This window comes from Polyangium jinanense (genome assembly GCF_028435265.1).
In the GTDB taxonomy this organism is placed as follows: domain Bacteria; phylum Myxococcota_A; class Polyangia; order Polyangiales; family Polyangiaceae; genus Polyangium; species Polyangium jinanense.
The window spans coordinates 71,644-89,014 of record NZ_JAGTJK010000005.1; the positions used below are offsets into that span (position 1 = coordinate 71,644).

11 protein-coding genes and 1 pseudogene are annotated in these 17,371 nt (G+C 68.9%); 3 read left to right on the top strand and 9 right to left on the bottom strand.

Going from position 1 to position 17,371, the window contains the following annotated elements; all coding sequences use genetic code 11:
• Nucleotides 1-36: 36 nt before the first annotated feature.
• Both KEG38_RS13360 and KEG38_RS56405 read right to left on the bottom strand, forming a co-directional pair.
• Nucleotides 37-510, bottom strand: coding sequence for a hypothetical protein (locus KEG38_RS13360; protein WP_272419805.1), 474 nt, complete (start codon nucleotides 508-510; stop codon nucleotides 37-39).
• Nucleotides 503-1,954, bottom strand: coding sequence for a hypothetical protein (locus KEG38_RS56405; RefSeq protein ID WP_272419806.1), 1,452 nt, complete (start codon nucleotides 1,952-1,954; stop codon nucleotides 503-505). The genes KEG38_RS13360 and KEG38_RS56405 overlap by 8 nt, the downstream gene beginning before the upstream one ends.
• 1,102 nt (nucleotides 1,955-3,056) lie before the next feature.
• Between KEG38_RS56405 and KEG38_RS13370 the strand changes: the two genes are divergently transcribed.
• Nucleotides 3,057-3,260 (top strand): hypothetical protein, encoded by a 204-nt coding sequence (locus KEG38_RS13370; protein ID WP_272419807.1) that lies wholly within the window; start codon nucleotides 3,057-3,059, stop codon nucleotides 3,258-3,260.
• Here KEG38_RS13370 and KEG38_RS56410 read toward each other — a convergent pair.
• The 5 genes and pseudogenes from KEG38_RS56410 to uvsE all read right to left on the bottom strand — a co-directional run.
• Nucleotides 3,212-3,499, bottom strand: a pseudogene (locus KEG38_RS56410) (DUF8740 domain-containing protein); the annotation flags it as partial. The gene KEG38_RS13370 and the pseudogene KEG38_RS56410 sit on opposite strands and share 49 nt — an antisense overlap.
• A gap of 165 nt (nucleotides 3,500-3,664) precedes the next feature.
• A complete protein-coding gene (locus KEG38_RS13375; RefSeq protein WP_272419808.1) occupies nucleotides 3,665-5,041 on the bottom strand; it encodes a hypothetical protein in 1,377 nt (458 codons plus the stop codon).
• Between the two features lie 48 nt (nucleotides 5,042-5,089).
• Nucleotides 5,090-6,457, bottom strand: coding sequence for a hypothetical protein (locus tag KEG38_RS13380; protein ID WP_272419809.1), 1,368 nt, complete (start codon nucleotides 6,455-6,457; stop codon nucleotides 5,090-5,092).
• A 104-nt stretch (nucleotides 6,458-6,561) separates the two neighbouring features.
• Complete coding sequence (locus KEG38_RS13385; protein WP_272419810.1) at nucleotides 6,562-7,905, bottom strand: NHL repeat-containing protein; 1,344 nt, start codon at nucleotides 7,903-7,905, stop codon at nucleotides 6,562-6,564.
• A gap of 67 nt (nucleotides 7,906-7,972) precedes the next feature.
• Nucleotides 7,973-8,902: a UV DNA damage repair endonuclease UvsE gene (uvsE, locus tag KEG38_RS13390; protein WP_272419811.1), complete on the bottom strand. Its 930-nt coding sequence runs from the start codon at nucleotides 8,900-8,902 to the stop codon at nucleotides 7,973-7,975.
• Nucleotides 8,903-8,978: 76 nt separating this feature from the next.
• Between uvsE and KEG38_RS13395 the strand changes: the two genes are divergently transcribed.
• A complete protein-coding gene (locus KEG38_RS13395) occupies nucleotides 8,979-10,061 on the top strand; it encodes a DHH family phosphoesterase (protein ID WP_272419812.1) in 1,083 nt (360 codons plus the stop codon).
• 7 nt (nucleotides 10,062-10,068) lie between these two features.
• Here KEG38_RS13395 and KEG38_RS13400 read toward each other — a convergent pair whose 3' ends face one another.
• Both KEG38_RS13400 and KEG38_RS13405 read right to left on the bottom strand, forming a co-directional pair.
• The gene (locus tag KEG38_RS13400; protein ID WP_272419813.1) at nucleotides 10,069-12,066 is read right to left on the bottom strand and encodes a T9SS type B sorting domain-containing protein; all 1,998 of its coding nucleotides are present in this window, start codon (nucleotides 12,064-12,066) and stop codon (nucleotides 10,069-10,071) included.
• Between the two features lie 101 nt (nucleotides 12,067-12,167).
• Nucleotides 12,168-13,988 (bottom strand): right-handed parallel beta-helix repeat-containing protein, encoded by a 1,821-nt coding sequence (locus KEG38_RS13405; protein WP_272419814.1) that lies wholly within the window; start codon nucleotides 13,986-13,988, stop codon nucleotides 12,168-12,170.
• Between the two features lie 209 nt (nucleotides 13,989-14,197).
• On the opposite strand from KEG38_RS13405, the gene KEG38_RS13410 reads away from it, so the two are divergent.
• Complete coding sequence (locus KEG38_RS13410; protein ID WP_272419815.1) at nucleotides 14,198-17,182, top strand: Kelch repeat-containing protein; 2,985 nt, start codon at nucleotides 14,198-14,200, stop codon at nucleotides 17,180-17,182.
• Nucleotides 17,183-17,371 lie beyond the last annotated feature (189 nt).

The window sequence follows — 17,371 nt, forward strand, 5'->3', positions numbered from 1 at the left end:
GGCGGTCGGGAGAAAAGACCACTCGACACGGTTGTTTCAGCGCTCGGCGGGCGCAGCTTGGACTTCCAGGACGCGAGGTGGGAGCGGCTCCGTGGTCATGGCGCCGCGGGGAGAGAGCTCGGCGTTCGCCTCGAGGACGTGCGGGACGAGTGGCTCCGCCGTCAGCGGGCCGCGCGGGGAGAGCTCGACATCGACGCGGAGCTCGCGCGGCATGAGGGGCTCCTTGGAGCCGTTTCGCACGTAATCGTCCGGCTCGAGCGGCTTCCGTGTTTCTCCAGGCAAAGCGCTCGCGGGCTCCGGGATCGTCACGTTCGTCGCCCCCATCGCCGTTGGTCTCGTCGTCACCGGCGACGCGACGGGCGCCTGCTCGACGCCCACGGGGCTCGCCGCCGGATCTCGCGTCTCCGGCGCCTCGGCGAAGCGCGAACGGACGAACAGAGCGGCCCCGACGAGGAGGCCCGCGAGCGCGACGATGGAGACGATCCTCGCGCGCCCGGCCTTGTCATTCATTGTAGTTGGAGCTGTTGGCGCAACGGAAAAAGCGGCTGTCGTTCTTGTCGCACTCGCCCTCGAAGTTGCTGATGTTGCTCGTATTGTTGACGCAATAGGCGTCGTCGTCGCCGGCGCGGTTCCCGAGCCAATCGCCGTTGTAGAGCTGGCCCGCCGCGCCATACACCTGCAAGATCCTGTAGGTGTCGTTGTAGGTCGCGATGTGCCCGCCGAGCGCGGCGCAGACGTTCTGCGCGTTGTTGAAGGTCTGCGGGGAGAAGAACGGCGTCACGCAGATCGTGTTCGAGCGCGCGATGCCTCCGAGGGTCGTGCTGGTGGTGACACCGTAGGCGTTGAACGGCGCCGTGCACGGCCTCGGACCCGCGCCGATGAGCTGCGACCACGTGGTGTTGCCGGCGTTGTTCGTCTTGCGGAACCAGAGATCCTGGTCGAAGAAGCTGCCGCCGATCTGCATGGCGTAGTTGTTGCCGTTATTCGAATGCCGCACGTCGATGAGGTGCTGCCAGCCCGACGCATTCGGATAGTAGTTCGACGGCGCGGAGGTCTCGAAAAAGCCGCTGCGCGAGCCCGTCGCGTCGGCGTTGTCCTTCGTCTCCGTCCGCGTGAGGCCATTGCCCCAGTAGACGATTCCGTCGGCCCGGATGTTGCCGGTCGCGTGGACCTGCTCGGCCGGGCCCGCCGTGCCGATGCCGAGGGTGCCGGGGAAGTAGTTGATGCCCGACGTGCCGCCGTCGTACTGCAGATACGGGGCCGTGTCGTTGTGGATGCCGCCGCGGAACTGCGCCTGTGCCGTGAAGTAGACCGTGCCGGAGTTGAAATAGGCGCCGCCGGGGACGATGACGTACGAGCTCGCGACGATGTACGGGTTCGCCGCGGTGAACCGGATGTTGCCAGCGCCGTCGGCATTGGAGGCGATGCGCAGATAACCGTTCGCGTGGATGTTCGACGCGGCGAACTGCTCGTAGCCCGTGCCGGGGTTATTGTAGGTGCGAATAATGCCGTCGCTGCCCATGCCGAGCTGCGAGGCGACGACGCCAGGCCAGTGGAAGGAGATGCGCGGCGTCGCGGTCGTGCGGACCTCGATGGACGCCGTGTCGTAGACCGTGCCCGCGCCGCCCGTGACGTCGAACCGGCCGGTGGTGGTCACCGTGGTGGCGTCGTCGGTGATGCTCGAGTTTCCGCCGGTCGTGGCGCCGGTGAATTTGATGACGGTATTGACCGTGCCATTGATGTTGGCGGAGCCGGCAGGACCTTGCGGGCCGATCGGACCCTGGGCGCCTTGCGGACCTTGCGGCCCTTGTGCGCCGGTGGCGCCGGCCGGGCCTGCGGGGCCTTGCGCGCCGGTCGGGCCGATCGGGCCCTGAATGCCCTGAGGGCCTTGGGCGCCGGTGGCGCCGGCGGGGCCCGCCGGACCTTGCGCGCCTTGTGCGCCGGTGGCGCCCACGGGGCCTTGCGGGCCTTGGGCGCCGGTGGGGCCGATGGGGCCTTGAGGACCGATGGCTCCCGTCGCGCCGGTGGCACCTGCGGGACCTTGCGGGCCGACAGGACCGACGGCGCCGGTTGCGCCCGTCGGACCGATGGGACCTTGCGGGCCTACAGCACCGGTCGCGCCCGTCGCACCCGCGGGACCTTGCGGGCCCATCGCGCCGGTGGCGCCGGTGGGACCCACGCTTCCCTGCGGACCCATCGCACCCGTCGGTCCCATGGGTCCGATATCACCTTGAGGACCGGTCGCACCCTGCGGACCGATAGGTCCAACTGGGCCGGTGGGACCTACATCTCCCTGCGGACCCATCGCGCCTGTCGGTCCCATGGGTCCGACGTCACCCTGAGGACCGGTCGCACCCTGTGGACCGATAGGTCCAACTGGGCCGGTGGGACCTACGTCTCCCTGCGGACCTATCGCACCTGTCGGTCCCATGGGTCCGACGTCACCTTGAGGACCGGTGGCACCCTGCGGACCGATAGGTCCAACTGGGCCGGTGGGACCTACGTCTCCCTGCGGACCCATTGCGCCTGTCGGTCCCATGGGTCCGACGTCACCCTGAGGACCGGTGGCACCCTGCGGACCGATAGGTCCAACTGGGCCGGTGGGACCCACATCTCCCTGCGGACCCATTACGCCTGTCGGTCCCATGGGTCCGACGTCACCCTGAGGACCAGTCGCACCCTGCGGACCGATAGGTCCAACTGGGCCGGTGGGACCTACATTCCCTTGCGGACCCATCGCGCCGGTCGGCCCCATCGGACCCACAGGACCCACCGCGCCGGTCGCGCCGGTCGCGCCCGTCGGGCCTACCGGGCCCATCGGTCCTATCGGACCGGCCGGACCCATCGCGCCCGCCGGACCCATCGGTCCCATAGGTCCAATCGGACCCACGGGACCCTGCGCGCCCGTCGAACCTACCGGACCCACCGGCCCCATGGCGCCCGTCGGACCCGCGGGGCCTATCGCGCCATCCGCGCCGACCGGACCTTGCGGACCCGTCGCACCCGTCGGCCCCATGAGCCCCGTCGGCGGACCGACCCACTCGCCGTTGTTGTTGATGACCTCGGTCCCGTTGATCGTGACGCTCGTCGGGTGGATGTCCCCGTTCACGTCGTTCGCGAGCAGCGCATACGGCACGCTCTGGATGGGCGCGCGCGGCTGGAGCTCCGGCTCGCTGTCGATCGTGATCCCCAGGTACCGGACCGAGCCGTTGAACACTTTGTCCCCAAACGGAACGATCGAGCCGAGCGAGACCGAGTAGAACCCCTCGTCGAAGGCGACCTTGTGCTCTTCGCTCCAGAGCGGCGTTTGCGCGTCCGTCGCGTCGTAGATCGCGAAGGTCACGGTGAGCTCGCCGCTGATCGGCGTGTCGTCCGCTTCGAAGAGCCGTCCCTGGTTGGTGATCGTCAGGGGAACGGCCGCGTCCGCGCTGGAGATGGCAAAGAGGCCACCCACCAGAACCGTAGCCGCGAGCAGGCGTCGAATCGTGCGAAACCTCATGGGGACGTCTCGTCCTCGCGGGGGCCGCCGCCGGGGAAAAACCCGCGCGAGATCCCGCTTGGCATTTTTAGGCTACGCGTGTCCAGGGAGTCACGTCAATGCCATCGCGCCCCGCTGAGAACGACGCCTCGCGTCAGTCAGCCGCCGGAGGCCTGGCGTCCTCGTTCAGCCCACCCGTGGGCTCATCCCGTCCGCGAGCTTTTCGAGCGCCTCGCGCCTCGTCATTGTCACGCGGGCGATGGCGCGGGCGAGCGCGGCGACCGGCGGGCAAGCCTGTGTGGCCAGCCAATCGCGCGCCGGCACCCGTCCGCGGATCCATGGCCGCGTCGATTCGAGCCGCTCCATCAGCGTGCGCTCGCCGAACGATCGGTAAAGGAACGCGGTGTACGGCGAGGCGCCGAGATCGAAGCTCGAAGGGCTCGCACGGCCCTGTTCGAGCAGGCGGAGCAGGACGGGATCGAGGTCCGCCGAGGAATCGGGCGCCCGCTCGAGGAAGAGCTCGGCCCGCACGGGGTTCGTGTTGTTCTCGTCCGGAATGCCCCCGAGGAAGAGCTCGATGGGCGCGTCGCCGCCCGTCGCGCAGGCGAAGGCCTCGACGAGCGCGATCGTATAAAGCTTCGCCCGCAGATATCGCACCGCGAGCGAGATGTTGCGGCGGGCCTGGGCGATTCGCCTTGCATGCACCTCGGGCGAGGGTTCGCCGCGGAACGCGTGAAAGACGCGCTCGGCGGCGAGGGTCGAGAGAAAGGCCTCCATGCGCTGCAGCGCGAGCCGATACTCGCCGTTTCGATAGACGTTCGGCATGTGGAGCGCGGGGTTCGTCTCGGGGAGCAGCCGCCAGGTATTGTCGAGGAAACGTGCCGGATCGGCCTCGGCGAAGTTCTCGACGTCGCGGTTCGCGAGCCGCACCGACGCGCGCACCGCGTCCTCGCACGCATTCGCGTCGAGCCCGGGGATCCCGAGCTCCCGCAGGCGCCCGACCAGGCGATCGAACGCGGCCGTCTCGCGGAACGGGATCGTCGCCTCGATGCCCGCGGCGATCTCGGCGAGGTGGCGATGCGGCAGGAACGGCGACAGGCATTTGACGGCGACGAAGGCGCTCGCGAGCTCGTTCAGGCCGGTCAGCGGCGTGAGCTCGTCGCCGGGCTCGCGGCCGAAGATGCGGGCCACGAGGGCCGTGGCCGGGTCCTCCAGCACGCCGAGGCCGATCCGGTAACCGGTCCCGTCCACGGACGCGAGCAGCGGGCGGAGGATGTCGCTCACCATCCGGGGAAAACCCTGATCCACCTGCACGTACACGACGTCGTGGAAGATGCCCGCGAGCGTCTCGATCGGGCCCATCCCCTCCGTGAGCGTGAGCACGTGCGCGTGGCTGTGGAATTCGCGGGACTGCCCCGACAGGGCCTCGTGGACCAGGAACGTCGGCCGCTCGAGCTCGAGCGCGCTCGGACGACCGCCGAGCCGTGTGAGCGCCTCGTCGAACCGGACGAGGAGCCGGTGGATCGTGGGGAGCGCCGCATCCACGGTCGGCAGAGGGAGCATGCCGTTCCTTATCACATGTGTCTCTTCGCGTGAGCCCGTTTCTTTTCGTCACATCCACATGCGAACGACCACTCCATACGTCCCCGGCCCCGGGGTCATCCCCACATCGGCGCCGCCGAGGAGAACCCGATTGCCCGGGTGGAGCCGGACCGTATGCAGGACCCCGTTCTCCCCGAGGTATACGCGCAGGATGCCGTGAACGCCGAACGTGGTGTCGACGCGGCCGTCGCATGTGTACCGCACGAGGACGGGCGAGACGATTGTTTCGTTTTCTGGTGAATTGCCGACGACGAGGATACCCCCCCCGGGCAATACCACCATGTCCTCGGCTCGCATGTTGCCCGCGTGGCGTGGCCCTTCCGCGCGGCCCTCGGAGCCGAACGAGAGGTCGGGGCTGCCGTCCGCGAGGAAGCGGCGGACCACGAAATCTGGGTTGTCCCCTCCGGTGTCGCCGGCCACGACAATGGTGCCGTCGGCAGAAGGCGCGACGGACTCCGCGCGCTCGCGGTTCGTGTCACGGCCGGCTTCGATCACGCCATCGCCGCCGAACGAGGGATCGAGCACGCCGTCCGCCGTCAGGCGAAGCACGACCATGATGGTTCCCTGGTCGAGGTCCGCGGTGCCGGCCACGAGAATGCGGCCGCTCGCGTCGAGGGCGACCGATCGGGCGTGCGCGGAGACGCCCACGGGGACGGTCACGTATCCCTTCGGTGCAGCGAACGTGGTATCGAGCGCGCCGGTCCGGGTGGCGCGGGCAATGAGAATCTCCTGGCTGCCGCGCCCACCGACCACGAGGATCTTGTCGTTCGGAAGAACCAGGCCATCCGCGACGGACTCCTCGCCGCCGAGGTCGATCAGGCTCTTCCCGTCGGTGCCGAACCCGGAGCCCCCGATCGACCCGTCCGGCTCGAAACGCATGAGCGCGATGTTCGCGGATTCGCCGTGGAACTTGTCACGGTGGCCCATCGCGACGATTCCGCCGTCGCTCTGGTGACCGACGGCGACGGCAAAGGAGGTGTCGGAGATCGCCGGCGAGAATCCTGTGCCGAGCGTGCCACTGCCACCAAACGTCGGATCGAGCCTCCCGGACGTGGTGAGCCGCGCCAGGCGGAAACGAACGCCCCCGAGCCCTCCCGCGGCCCAGCCCGCCGCAAGGATTCGATCGCCCGCGACATCGAGCCCAAAAAACGCTCCGTCGTCGGCGGCGCCAAAGCTCACCCGGGCCATTCCGTTCACGCCGAAGGTGTCGTCGAGCCTGCCCGCGTAAGCGCTGGGCGCGGGGCACGAGGGCTCGACATCATTCCCGACGAGGGAGGTCTCGTTGCGTTCGGTGGGCGCGGAATTCGCTCCGCATCCGGCGAGCGTTACGAGGGACGAAACGACCAGACCGGAAATCGCGCTGCGCGACAGCCTCATGCCCGGGAACCTCGGGCCGCTTGGCGGGCACGTCAAAGCCGCATTCAGGTCTACCGCGTTTTCCCATGACACACGTGTCCCTGCGCGTGGGAACCGTTCTTTCGTCACATCCACATGCGAACGACCACTCCATAGGTTCCCGGCCCCGGGCTCCCCCCGACGTCGGCGCCGCCGAGGAGAATGCGGTTTCCCGTGTGAAGCCGGACCGTATGCAGGACGCCTGCCTCACCCAGGTAAACCCGCAGGATGCCGTGCACGCCGAACGCGCTGTCGACCTGGCCGTCACACGTGTACCGCACGAGCACGGGCGCGGCGCCTTCGACCGCGTTGCCGACGACGAGGATGCCTCCACCAGGCAATACGACCATGTCTTCGGCTCGCATCTCGCCCGCCCCGCGGAGCCATGCCGAGCGGCCTCGGTTGCCGAACGCGGGGTCGGGGCTGCCATCCGCGAGGAAGCGGCGGACCACGAATTCCGGGCTCCCGCCGGTGTCGCCGGCGACCACGATGGCGCCGTCGCGAGAGAGCGCGACGGACACCGCGCGCTCGTCTCTCCCGTTCTCGCCGACGACCACGCCTTCGCGGCCGAACGAGGGATCGAGCACGCCGTCCGCCGTCGCGCGGATCACGACCATGCGTTTTTCCTGGCCCACGTCCGCGGTGCCGGCCACGAGGATGCGGCCGCTCGCGTCGAGGGCGACCGAGCGGGCCTCCAGGGAGGAGCCCACGGCGACGGTGAAGTATCCCTTGGGGGAAGCGAACGTCGGATCGAGCGCGCCATTCGAGGTGGCGCGCGCGACGAAAAGCTCCGCATCGCGCCGACCGACCACGAGGATCTTGTCGTCCGGAAGAACCAGGCCATCCAGGACGAATTCGTCGCCGCCGAGGTCGATCAGGCTTTTCCCCTCGGTGCCGAAGCCCGCGCCCCCGATCGACCCGTCCGGAAGGAAATGGACGAGCGCGATATTCGCGGATTCGTCACGGAACTCGTCCCGCCATCCCATGGCGACGATCCCGCCGTCGTGCTGGTGCCCGACGGCGACGGCGCGGGCCTGGTCGTTGGTCGACGGCGCGAATCCCGCGGTGGCCGTGCCATCGTCTCCGAACGCGGGATCGAGCCTTCCGGACATGGTCAATCGGGCCAGGTGGAAACGAAGGGCCCCGAGCGCCTCGCCCCAGCCAGCGGCGAGGATTCGATCTCCCGCGACATCCAGCCCGAAATAGCCACCGTCGTCGCCCGAGAGGCCCACGCGGGCCATTCCGTTCACGCCGAAGGTGTCATCGAGCCTGCCCGCGTAAACGCTGGGCGCGGGGCACGAGGGCTCGATATCACTGCCGACGAGGGAGGTCTCGTTGCGTTCGGTGGGCGCGGAATCCGCGGTGCATCCGGCGAGCGTTACGAGGGACGAAACGACCAGACGGGAAATCGCGCTGCGCGACAGCCTCATGCCCGGGAACCTCGGGTCGCGTGGCGGGCACGTCAAAGCCGCATCCAGGTCTACCGCGTTTTCCCGTTCAGGCGCGCGATACGACCGCGGCGCGCTTCGGCTTTGCCGGTTCGAGGCGCGTGCGCTGGAGCTTGAAGAGCGCGAGGTCCTTCTGCTTGGCCTCGATCATGAAATCGCTCGGCACCTCGAGCGCGGCCACGGCCTCGCGGTAATCCTTGGGATCGATGAAATCGGCGTGCGCGCCGGGAGGGCCGTCCTTCCTCTGGCTGGCGAGGTGGTGCTTGGGCCGCAACCCGAGCGGAAGCCAGGTCGTGTTCGCCATGCGGAAGAGCTCGTCGATGGGGACCACGGGATCCGAGGGCAAGACGGCGTTGTGCAGCGGATCGGCGAGGAACGGCAGGCGGTGCGCGCGGGCAAGCGGAAAGACCTCGCGGGCGCTCCAGGTGCGGTCGTCGTGCTCGACGGCGATGCGGCGGCGCGCGTCGTCGGGCAGGGCGTCGAGCATCCGATGCGCGGCAGCCATTGCGGTCATCCGATCGGGCGCGGCCCCGCCGACGTGGAGTACGACGCGCGCCTCGGGGCCCTGGCCGAGCATGTCGAGGACGCGCGTCGAATAAAGCAATTCCTTTTCGGCGGCCAGGCGGACCTCGGGGCGCGCCGAGGCGAGCGAGGCGCCGGCGGGCGAGGGGTGCATGGACAGCCGTTGCCCCGAGCGCCTGGCGATCGCGCCGATCTTGTCGAAATCGCGCGCGAAGTGTTTCCACCAGTGGAGCTCGTTCACGGGGTGCGAGGCGAGCGGGACGAGCCCGGAGCCGATGCGGAAGACTTGGATACCGTGCTTCTCGTTGAACAGAAGAATTTGTTCGAGCTCCGCGAGGTTTTGCGCGATGAGGTCGAGAAGGCGGGCGGGCGTGGCATTGGCGACGCGGCAGGTGTGACTCGCGCCGATCTTCAAGGACAAACACTGGGCCACGTAGCCGAGGCGATGCTTTTCCATGGAAGCGAGCCAATAGGGCCGACCCCCGAATCCGGGAGCCCTCCCGTACATCCATTTCGAGCCCGATACGTTTTTCATGGGAGCGGCGGCGGAGAAGCGGATCGAGCAAGCCGAGGCGTGGCCCGCGGATCCCGCGGCGATGGAGGCCGGAAGGGAGCTCGTCCGGGCCCACGCGCGCGGGCGCTTCGTGCTCGTGCCCGATGGAGACGTCGACGGTTTGTCCGCGGGGGCGCTCGCATTCCGAGCGCTCGAACGGCTGGGGGCCGAGGTGGTGCCCGTCCTGCCAGGCAAGGGGGAGCACGTGCACATGGACGCGCTGCGAGCGCGCATTGTCGCCGCGAAGCCGGACGCGCTCGTGGTGCTCGACATGGGCAGCCGCGGCGAGCCGATCCTCCCGGGCCTTTCGACCTTGCTCGTGGATCACCACGCGCCCACGAGCGGTTTTCCTCCGGGCGCGACGGTCGTGAGCGCGTTCGGCCATCCGCCCGTGGCCTCGACGAGCCTGCTCGCGTGGCACCTGTTTCGTGAAGTCGCGGATGTGCGGGATTCTGCTTGGCTCGGGCTGCTTGGGGCGATGGCGGACCTCGGGGCCGCGCCTTTGCCCGACGTGGTGAAGGGAATGATGGGCGGCATTCCACGCACGAGCCTTCGGGAGGCGATCGTGCTCTTGAATGCGCCGCGGCGCTCGGCCGCGCACGACATCGCGGCGGCGTGGGAGGTGCTGCTCCGGGCGCGGGAGCCGGCGGACGTGGCGAAGGGGCGCGTGCCGGGCGTGGACAAACTCCGCGAGGTACGCGCCGAGGTCGCGGCGGAGGTGCAAAGGTGCGCGCGTTCGAGGCCGTATTTCGCGGGCAACGTCGTGCTCCTGCCTTTTCGCTCGGGGGCGCGCGTGCACCCGCTCGTGGCCCAGCGCGCGGCCGCGCGGTTTTCCGATCGTATCGTGATCGCCGCCAATTACGATTATTTGCCGGGCCGGGTGAACTTCGCGATGCGGAGCCGCGCCGAGCCGGACCTGTTACGTTACCTGCACGGCCTCGGCGTGCCGCTCACCGGAGACTCGGGCCACGGGCACCCGGGCGCGACGGGCGGGAGCATGCCGTTCGACGATTTCGAGCGCCTGCTCGCCGCGATGGGCTTCAAGGCGCCGCCGCGCCCTTGAAGAACGTTCACGGGGTTTTTCGTTCCACCCGCAGCCGATAGGGACCCGCATCCTTTTCGTTGGGCCCGTCGACGATGATCTTGTATTTCCCCGGCGCGAGAGCCGCATCGGTGACCAGCGGAGAAGACGGCGAGCGCTCCCGGGTGCAGAGGTGCGGCATCGATGCGCCCTCGGCGAGGACGGACAGCACGGTCGTCCAGCCGGGCGTCTCGAGGCGGAAAACGTACGTGGTGTCCTCCGTGACGTCGAAGAGCCATTCGTCGTCGTTGCCGTAGGACGCGCAGTACGCGGCGTGGTCGTCGGTGGATTTCGACGTATCCCCCGCGACCTCGCGCCCGAGCACGAGCACACCTCCATGCGCGAGTGGCGCCTCCTCCTGGACCCGGAGCGTGTACGCCCCCGCATGACCGCCGAACCCATCGACGACGACCTTTACCCGCGCACCTTGCGCGAGGGAAATGTGCACGAGCGACGAGCTCACCAAGCTGTGCCGGTCGTCATTACAAGCGAGGAGCGCCCCGTCCGCGTCGTAAACCGCGAGCGCGCCGTCGTAATCGCTGTCGAGCTGAAGAGCATAAAGCCCGGCGCGCGGCGCCGTGAATGTCCAGGTCTCGTCCGGCGCGCCGCCCACGGCCACACAGGCAGGGGACACGCCGTCTTTCGCGCCGCTCGTGGTTCCGCGCACGGGGGCGCCCATCGTCAACGCGCCCCGCGCGCGCGAATCGCCCCGCGGGGCGGGTGGGAAAAGGGGTCTTGACGCGAGGCCTCCGGTCCCGTCGGATCCCAAGATGGCGAGATCCACCGCGCCCCCGCGCCGCCGCACGATCACGGGCGCTACCATGAACGTCACCCCGCGGCGTGGCTCCGAGGGCGAACCCAGGACCGCGGGCGCATGTTCGGGACAACCCGGGAAGTGATCCAAGAGCTTGTCCACGGTCGGCAGGTTGCAGAGGCGCGCGGGGCCGGAGAGTCCGAAGACGAGCGCACTGTCCACCCGCGCCATGCGGCCTTCGGGCATTGCGTCGAGCGGGAGGAGCGGCAGGTCTGTGTATGGATCAGACGAACCTTTCAGCGTCGGGGCCTCGGCGCGGGGCTCGATGGGGCCCGGCGCGAGCGGGGCGGGCTCACCGATGGCGATACGCCCGTCGCCCTGCCGCGCGAAGACGCGTGTTTCGAGCGGCGAGGCGCCGTGAACCGAGCGCCCGGCCGCATCGTGCCCCGACCCGAATCGACCGATCCTGGAGAGCCATTCCACCTTTTTGCGGAGCCAGGGAGAATCGCTGAACGCGGGTTCGTCGGCGGAAAGGACCGAGATGGCACCCGATCGATGAGCCACCACCCACACGGCCCGCCCATCGTCGAGCGTGCGGAGCGCGATATGGCCATGCGGAGGGAGCGCGACCACGCCGAGCGGGGCGGAAAGGGACGGGCGTTCGAGAGAAGAAATCGGAGGCACCACACGGGAGGCGGCCGATGCCTTCGGTGCCGCCGCCGGCAAATCGAAGGCGTACGGCGTGCGCGAGTGCGGCGCGACGAACACGAAACGCGAGGGCAAGATCCGTCGAGGCACCGCGATGGCCTGCGCGACGTACACGGCGAGCGCAATACACCAGTCGCTCAAAAGATGGGTGCGGAGCCTCAACGTGCCCGCGGCGTCGACCTCGACCGTGTCAATCTCCGGCTCGCAGGCGCCGCCCAAATACGAAGACCCGAGTACCACGTGGGTATCGAAATCGACGCGCGGAGGAGGCCCGTCCGCGCCGACGGTATTCCAGAGCGAGCGCAGCTCGTCCTCGTCGGCCGCGAGCCACACGCCCTCCTCAGCGATTCGCTTTTGCCTGGCAGTGACGAGCACGCGCAAGCCGTCGGGCTCAGCGGTCGTGGCGCGGGCGGTCACCGCGGCGGGCTTTGGTACCTCCGAAAGCGGCGTGCCGCGCACGGCGCCCGTGCAGCCCGCGAGCGAAAGCGTGAGCGCGAGGAGGAGGGAAGAGAACGAGCGCGGCATACGGGCAGCAAGACAAATTCTGCCCGGCATGTCAAGCGTGTCCCGGGGCAGGGGAGGAGCGAGCGCGCCCGCGGCGGAGCGCGCTCCTCCCCGTCCATGCGTCAGTCCTTGCCGAATCCCGCGCGGATGTACGTGATGGGCCCTTCCGCCGTGTATTCGTATCGATAGTTGTAGCGCGATTGCTTGCGCGCCTCGGCGATGTAGGCCTCGAACGTGGCCTCCTTGCCGAGCGACGCGTGGTACGTGCCGAGCTTGCGCTCCGGATCCGGGTACGAGACCGCCGTGTTCGTCGATTCCGTCTCCTTGGACTTCGAGACCCACTCGGTGAACGAGATGCCCGTCGCCTCCGGCCCGAATTCGAACCAGCTCTTGTCGGGCACGCTCGAGAACCAACGGTTCTGGCCGAACGTCACGCCCGCATTGAAGTCCTGGTTGAAGAACCGCACGAGCTCCTCGCCCCGGAGCGGCGACTGAACATCGTTGGCCTCGACCTTCACGTTCGTGAGCGCCGTCGTGGAGAAGCGAATCCCGCCGCGCCAGTCGTAGACGACGTTGTTCCGGATCGTGAGGTCCGAGATCGCCTCGTCCGGCACCTGCATCGGGTCGTATTTGCGCGTGAGCTCGAACGCGATGTGATTGCCGCCCGCAGTCTTGTCGTGCGCGAGGATGTTGTTCTCGACGACCGCCGACTTGATGTTCCCGATCTGGATCCCGATCCCGCGTGCCTCGGCCGCCGTGATATCGCCCGCGTCGCCCACCACGTTGCCGGTCACCGTGCCCGTGACGCCGCCCGGGACCGGGGTCGCCGAGCCGTTTGTCAGGCCGTACGAGAAGCCGATGGGATTGTCGATGACGAGGTTCTTGTCCACGACGCCGCCCGCGCGCGCCTGGATGCCGTGGCTCGCCGCGCGCGTCGTGATGTTGCCGCGGATCGTCACCTTCGAGCACGACGACTGGATGTAGACATTGTGGTTGTAGAGCGTCGCGTTCGCGCCGGGCACGTCCGCATTCCAGCCGTTATGGTCGAAGACGTTTCCTTCGAGCACGAGCACGTCGACGTTCATCGCATAGAGGCCCTCGGAGTCGTCGAGGGTCTCGTTCGGATCCGGATCTTCGATGTCGTATGCGTCGACGATGACCGAGCGGCGCACCCGGACATTGTTGATTTTCCCTTGAATCCCCTGGATGCTGATGTTGCCCGTGTAGGACTGGATCATCAGATCCTCGAAGAGCAGGTCGCCGCCCTTGGCAAGCCACATGACGCCCTCGTCGCCTGCCGGGCCCACGAAATCGGGGCTCGCGGGGTCGCGGGTGTTCGCGTGGAAATGGATGCCCACGAACGCGAGGTGCTGGAGCGTGACGCCCGGATCCGCGTAAAGCCCGCGTTTCGCGCCCGTCTCGAGCAGCGGACGCGCCACGGCGTCGCCGTACGTCGAGACGAGCATCGGCTCCGTCGTACCCCGGCCCGACAGCGTCCACGTGCCGAGCCCCTCGTTCCAGGCGTCGCCGCGCTTCAGGAGCAACCAATCCGGGAAGCCATCGCGCAGGAGCTGCTTGCCCTTGGCGATCGTCTTGACAGCTTTCTCCGGCGAAAGGCCGTCGTTGTTGTCGTCCCCGTCCGAGCTCGATACGTAGATCTTTTGGGTGTCGGCGCTCTCCTCGAAGTGGGTCCATCCGACGGTCGGATCCCAGGGCGGACCGGCATCCATGCCGCCGGTCCCGCCGGCGCCGCCGACGCCGCCCGTGCCCCCGCTGCCGCCCGCGCCGCCGACGCCGCCCACGTTGGTCCCCGAGGAGGACGATCCGCTCGCGCCCGGGCCGGGATCCGTGCCGCAGCCCTGCGTGAGCGCGAGCGCCCCGAGGAGCCCCAGGAGCACGGGGGCCACGGCGAATGAAGTCGAACGAGAGATCTTCGAAAGCATGAGTATCTCCAGCGCGCGCCCCTCGCCGGCATGGCGGGGGAAGGCATTCATCTCACGGAGTTTCGCGTGGATCGTCAAGCTCCGTCGAGGTCGTTTCCGTGCGATACGAAAGCGCTGCTCGCCCGCTATTGACGCGGCAAGGGCTTGACGCCGCGCGTCCCCGGGTCTTCGATGCAAGCTTTCCGCCTCGCTTCAGGAGATCCACCGCCATGCAATCGATTCGCCCCTACCGGCGCGCTCTCGCCGTGCCGCTCCTCCTGCTCCCGTTCGGCGTTGCCTGGGGCGGCGCGGGGTGCGGCGGCGAGGAGCCGATCGATGCGTCGGGGAGGGCCGGGAGCGCCGAATTCACGCCCGGCGTGATCCTCCGCGAGGCCGCGGCGCTGCGCGAGCGTTTCCCGGCACAGGCGGCGCGGATCCTCGACGCGGACGCGCTCTTCGTCGGCAGCGAGGAGGGTTTTTCCCCGGCGCCGAGCGGCGCGCAAAAGGCGCGCCTGATACGCTCGCCGGCCGTGCCCGGCGAGGCCCCGATCGAGGGGACGCACGCGGAGCCCAGACCTTTGCCGAGCGGGCTTTCCATGCACCTGCCGCGTCGCGCCGAGGATCCTGTGCGCTTCGTGTTGTCCGGCGATGTTTCGGTGCACGTGCGCGAGATCGGCGCGGGCGGCGAGGGATCGATCGCCGCGCACGCGGTCGCATACGGGCGGGCGGACGGGACTTCGTTCTGGACGGTGACGGCGACGGGATACGAGGAATGGTTGTGGCTCGAACGGGGCGTCGCGACGACGGAGCGAGCGGCGGTCGCGTGGACGATCGAGGGCGCCGAGGTGCGGCAGGCGGGAGACGCGGTGAATCTCGTCGATGGACGCGGCATCACGCGAATTCGCGTGACGGCGCCGGAAGCGTTTGCGGCTTCGGGGAAGCCCGTCGCGGCGCGGCTCGTCGCGCGCGGCGAGACGATCGAGCTTTGGGTCGACGCGAACGGTGAGGAGGTGCTCGTCGATCCGGTCTGGACGCCGGCCACGGCCCTCAATGCGATTCGGGCCTATCACACGACGAGCCTGCTCCCGAGTGGCAAGGTTCTCGTGGCCTCGGGGCACAATGGGATGAATTACCTGACCTCCACCGAGCTTTACGATCCCGCCGCCGGGACCTGGACGTACGCGGGGCCCGTGACCTACGGCCGTTCCGGGCATCAATCCGTCGTCCTCCCGACCGGCCGGGTGCTCCTCACCGGAGGCTGGGACGGCGGCTCGGATTGCCTCAAGGTCACCGAGATCTATACGCCCACGACGAATACCTGGTCCAATGTGGCTCCGCTCGGCGTCGCGCGTTGCATCGTCTCGCTCGCGCTGATGGCCAATGGCAAGGTGATGGCCTCGGGCGGCCTCAACTACAGCCAAGTGGCGCTCGGGTCGGCGGAGGTCTACGATCCGAACACGAACACCTGGTCGCCGACCGGCCCCATGACCGTGCCGCGCGTCAATCATGCGCTTCAGGCGCTCCCGAATGGAAGGGTGCTCGCCATCGGCGGCGCGCCGACCACGAGTTCGTCGACCTATGTTTCCGTGGAGATCTACGATCCGACGACGAACGCCTGGACCGCCGTCGCGCCCATGGATGTGGCGCGCGCGCACCACACGTCGACACTCCTGCCGTCGGGCAAGGTCCTCGTCGCGGGCGGGACGAGCACCTCGAATGGGGCCCTCGCCTCCGCGGAGCTTTATGATCCGGCGCTGGACACCTGGACGTCGGCGGGCGTGATGAGCAATGCGCGGCGCCTCCACACGGCCACGTTGCTCCCGGGCAACCAGGTGCTCGTGGTGGGCGGGTTGCTCCCGGACAATACGTCGTCGGACACCGCGGACATCTACCAGGTTGAGGCGAACACCTGGACCCCGGCGGCCTCTCTCGTCAGCTCGCGTCATCGCCACGGGGCGGCGCCTCTCGGCAATGGCGCGGTCCTCGTCACGGGCGGGCAGCATAACCTCGTGTACATCGGCACCGCCGAGCTCTTCAATGGAGGCAAGCTGCTCGGCGCTTCCTGCGCCGCCGCCCTCGATTGCCAGAGCGGCTACTGCGTCGACGGCGTCTGCTGCGACACGGCGTGTAATGCCGGCACCTGCGACGCCTGCTCCATCGCCGCCGGCGCCGCCACGAACGGCACCTGCGCGCTGTTCACCGGCCCCCTGTGCAATGACGGCAATGCTTGCAGCCAGAAAGATGTTTGTCAGAACGGCGTGTGCGTCGGGATTGACCCCGTCGTCTGTGTCCCACCGAGCGACGTCTGTCACGTGCAGGGCACCTGCAATCCGCAGACCGGCATCTGCTCGAATCCCATCGCCTCGGACGGCACGCCTTGCAGCGATCAGAACGCCTGCACCACGGGAGAGGCTTGCCAAGCAGGGACGTGTATGGGCGGGAGCCCCGTCGTCTGCGCCCCGTCGGACGATTGCCACGAGGCCGGCGTGTGTGATCCAGTGGCCGGCTGCTCGAACCCCGCGAAGCCCGACGGCGCCTCGTGCAACGATGACGATGCTTGCAGCCAGACGGACGTCTGCCTCTCGGGCACGTGTGTCGGGAAGAACCCGGTCGTCTGCCCGCCGAGCGATGCTTGCCATGAGGTCAACGTCTGCAACCCGGTCACCGGGCAATGCTCCGCGAAGGTCATGCCGGAGGGCGTCTCCTGCGACGACGGCAATGCCTGCACGCAGATGGACACGTGCCAGGCCGGCGCATGCCATGGCTCGACCCCGATCACGTGCGCGCCGCCCGACGATTGCCACGAACCGGGCGCCTGCAATCCTGCGAGCGGCGCGTGCTCGTACCCGGCCAAACCCGACGGCGTTTCCTGTCCTGGCGGCGCGTGCCAGGGCGGCGAGTGCAAACCGGACGGCGCGGGCGGAGGCGGAAGCGTGGGCGGTAGCGAGGGCGCGGGCGGCAGCGGGGGCGCGGCCGGTAGCGGCGGAGGCGGCGGAGGCGCAGGCGGCCGCGGAGGCGCAAGCGAAGGCAGCGGCAGCGAAGGCGCGGGCGGCAGCGGCGGTGCGGGCACCGGCGCGGGCGGGAGCAACGTGCGCGTGAGCGGCGGCGGCTGCAGCTGCACGACGAGCGAAACCACGGAGCCCGGTCTTCCGGCGGCAGCGGCGGCGGTCCTCCTCGGGTTTGCCCTGCGGCGACGACGCGGGCGGGCGAGGTAGACCCTTGGGTATGATAGGGTAGTGTCCCGGCGCAAATTCCTTGACAAGGGCGGGTCACATCGCAGACGGTGGCCCGCAATGCGTCCGGACAATCATTTTACAAGGTGGGTTCTCCTTGCCGCCCTTCTCGGGGCCGGCGTGGGGGGGTGTGGGAACAAGGAGGGCGCCTCGGGGGGCGCTGCGCCGGGT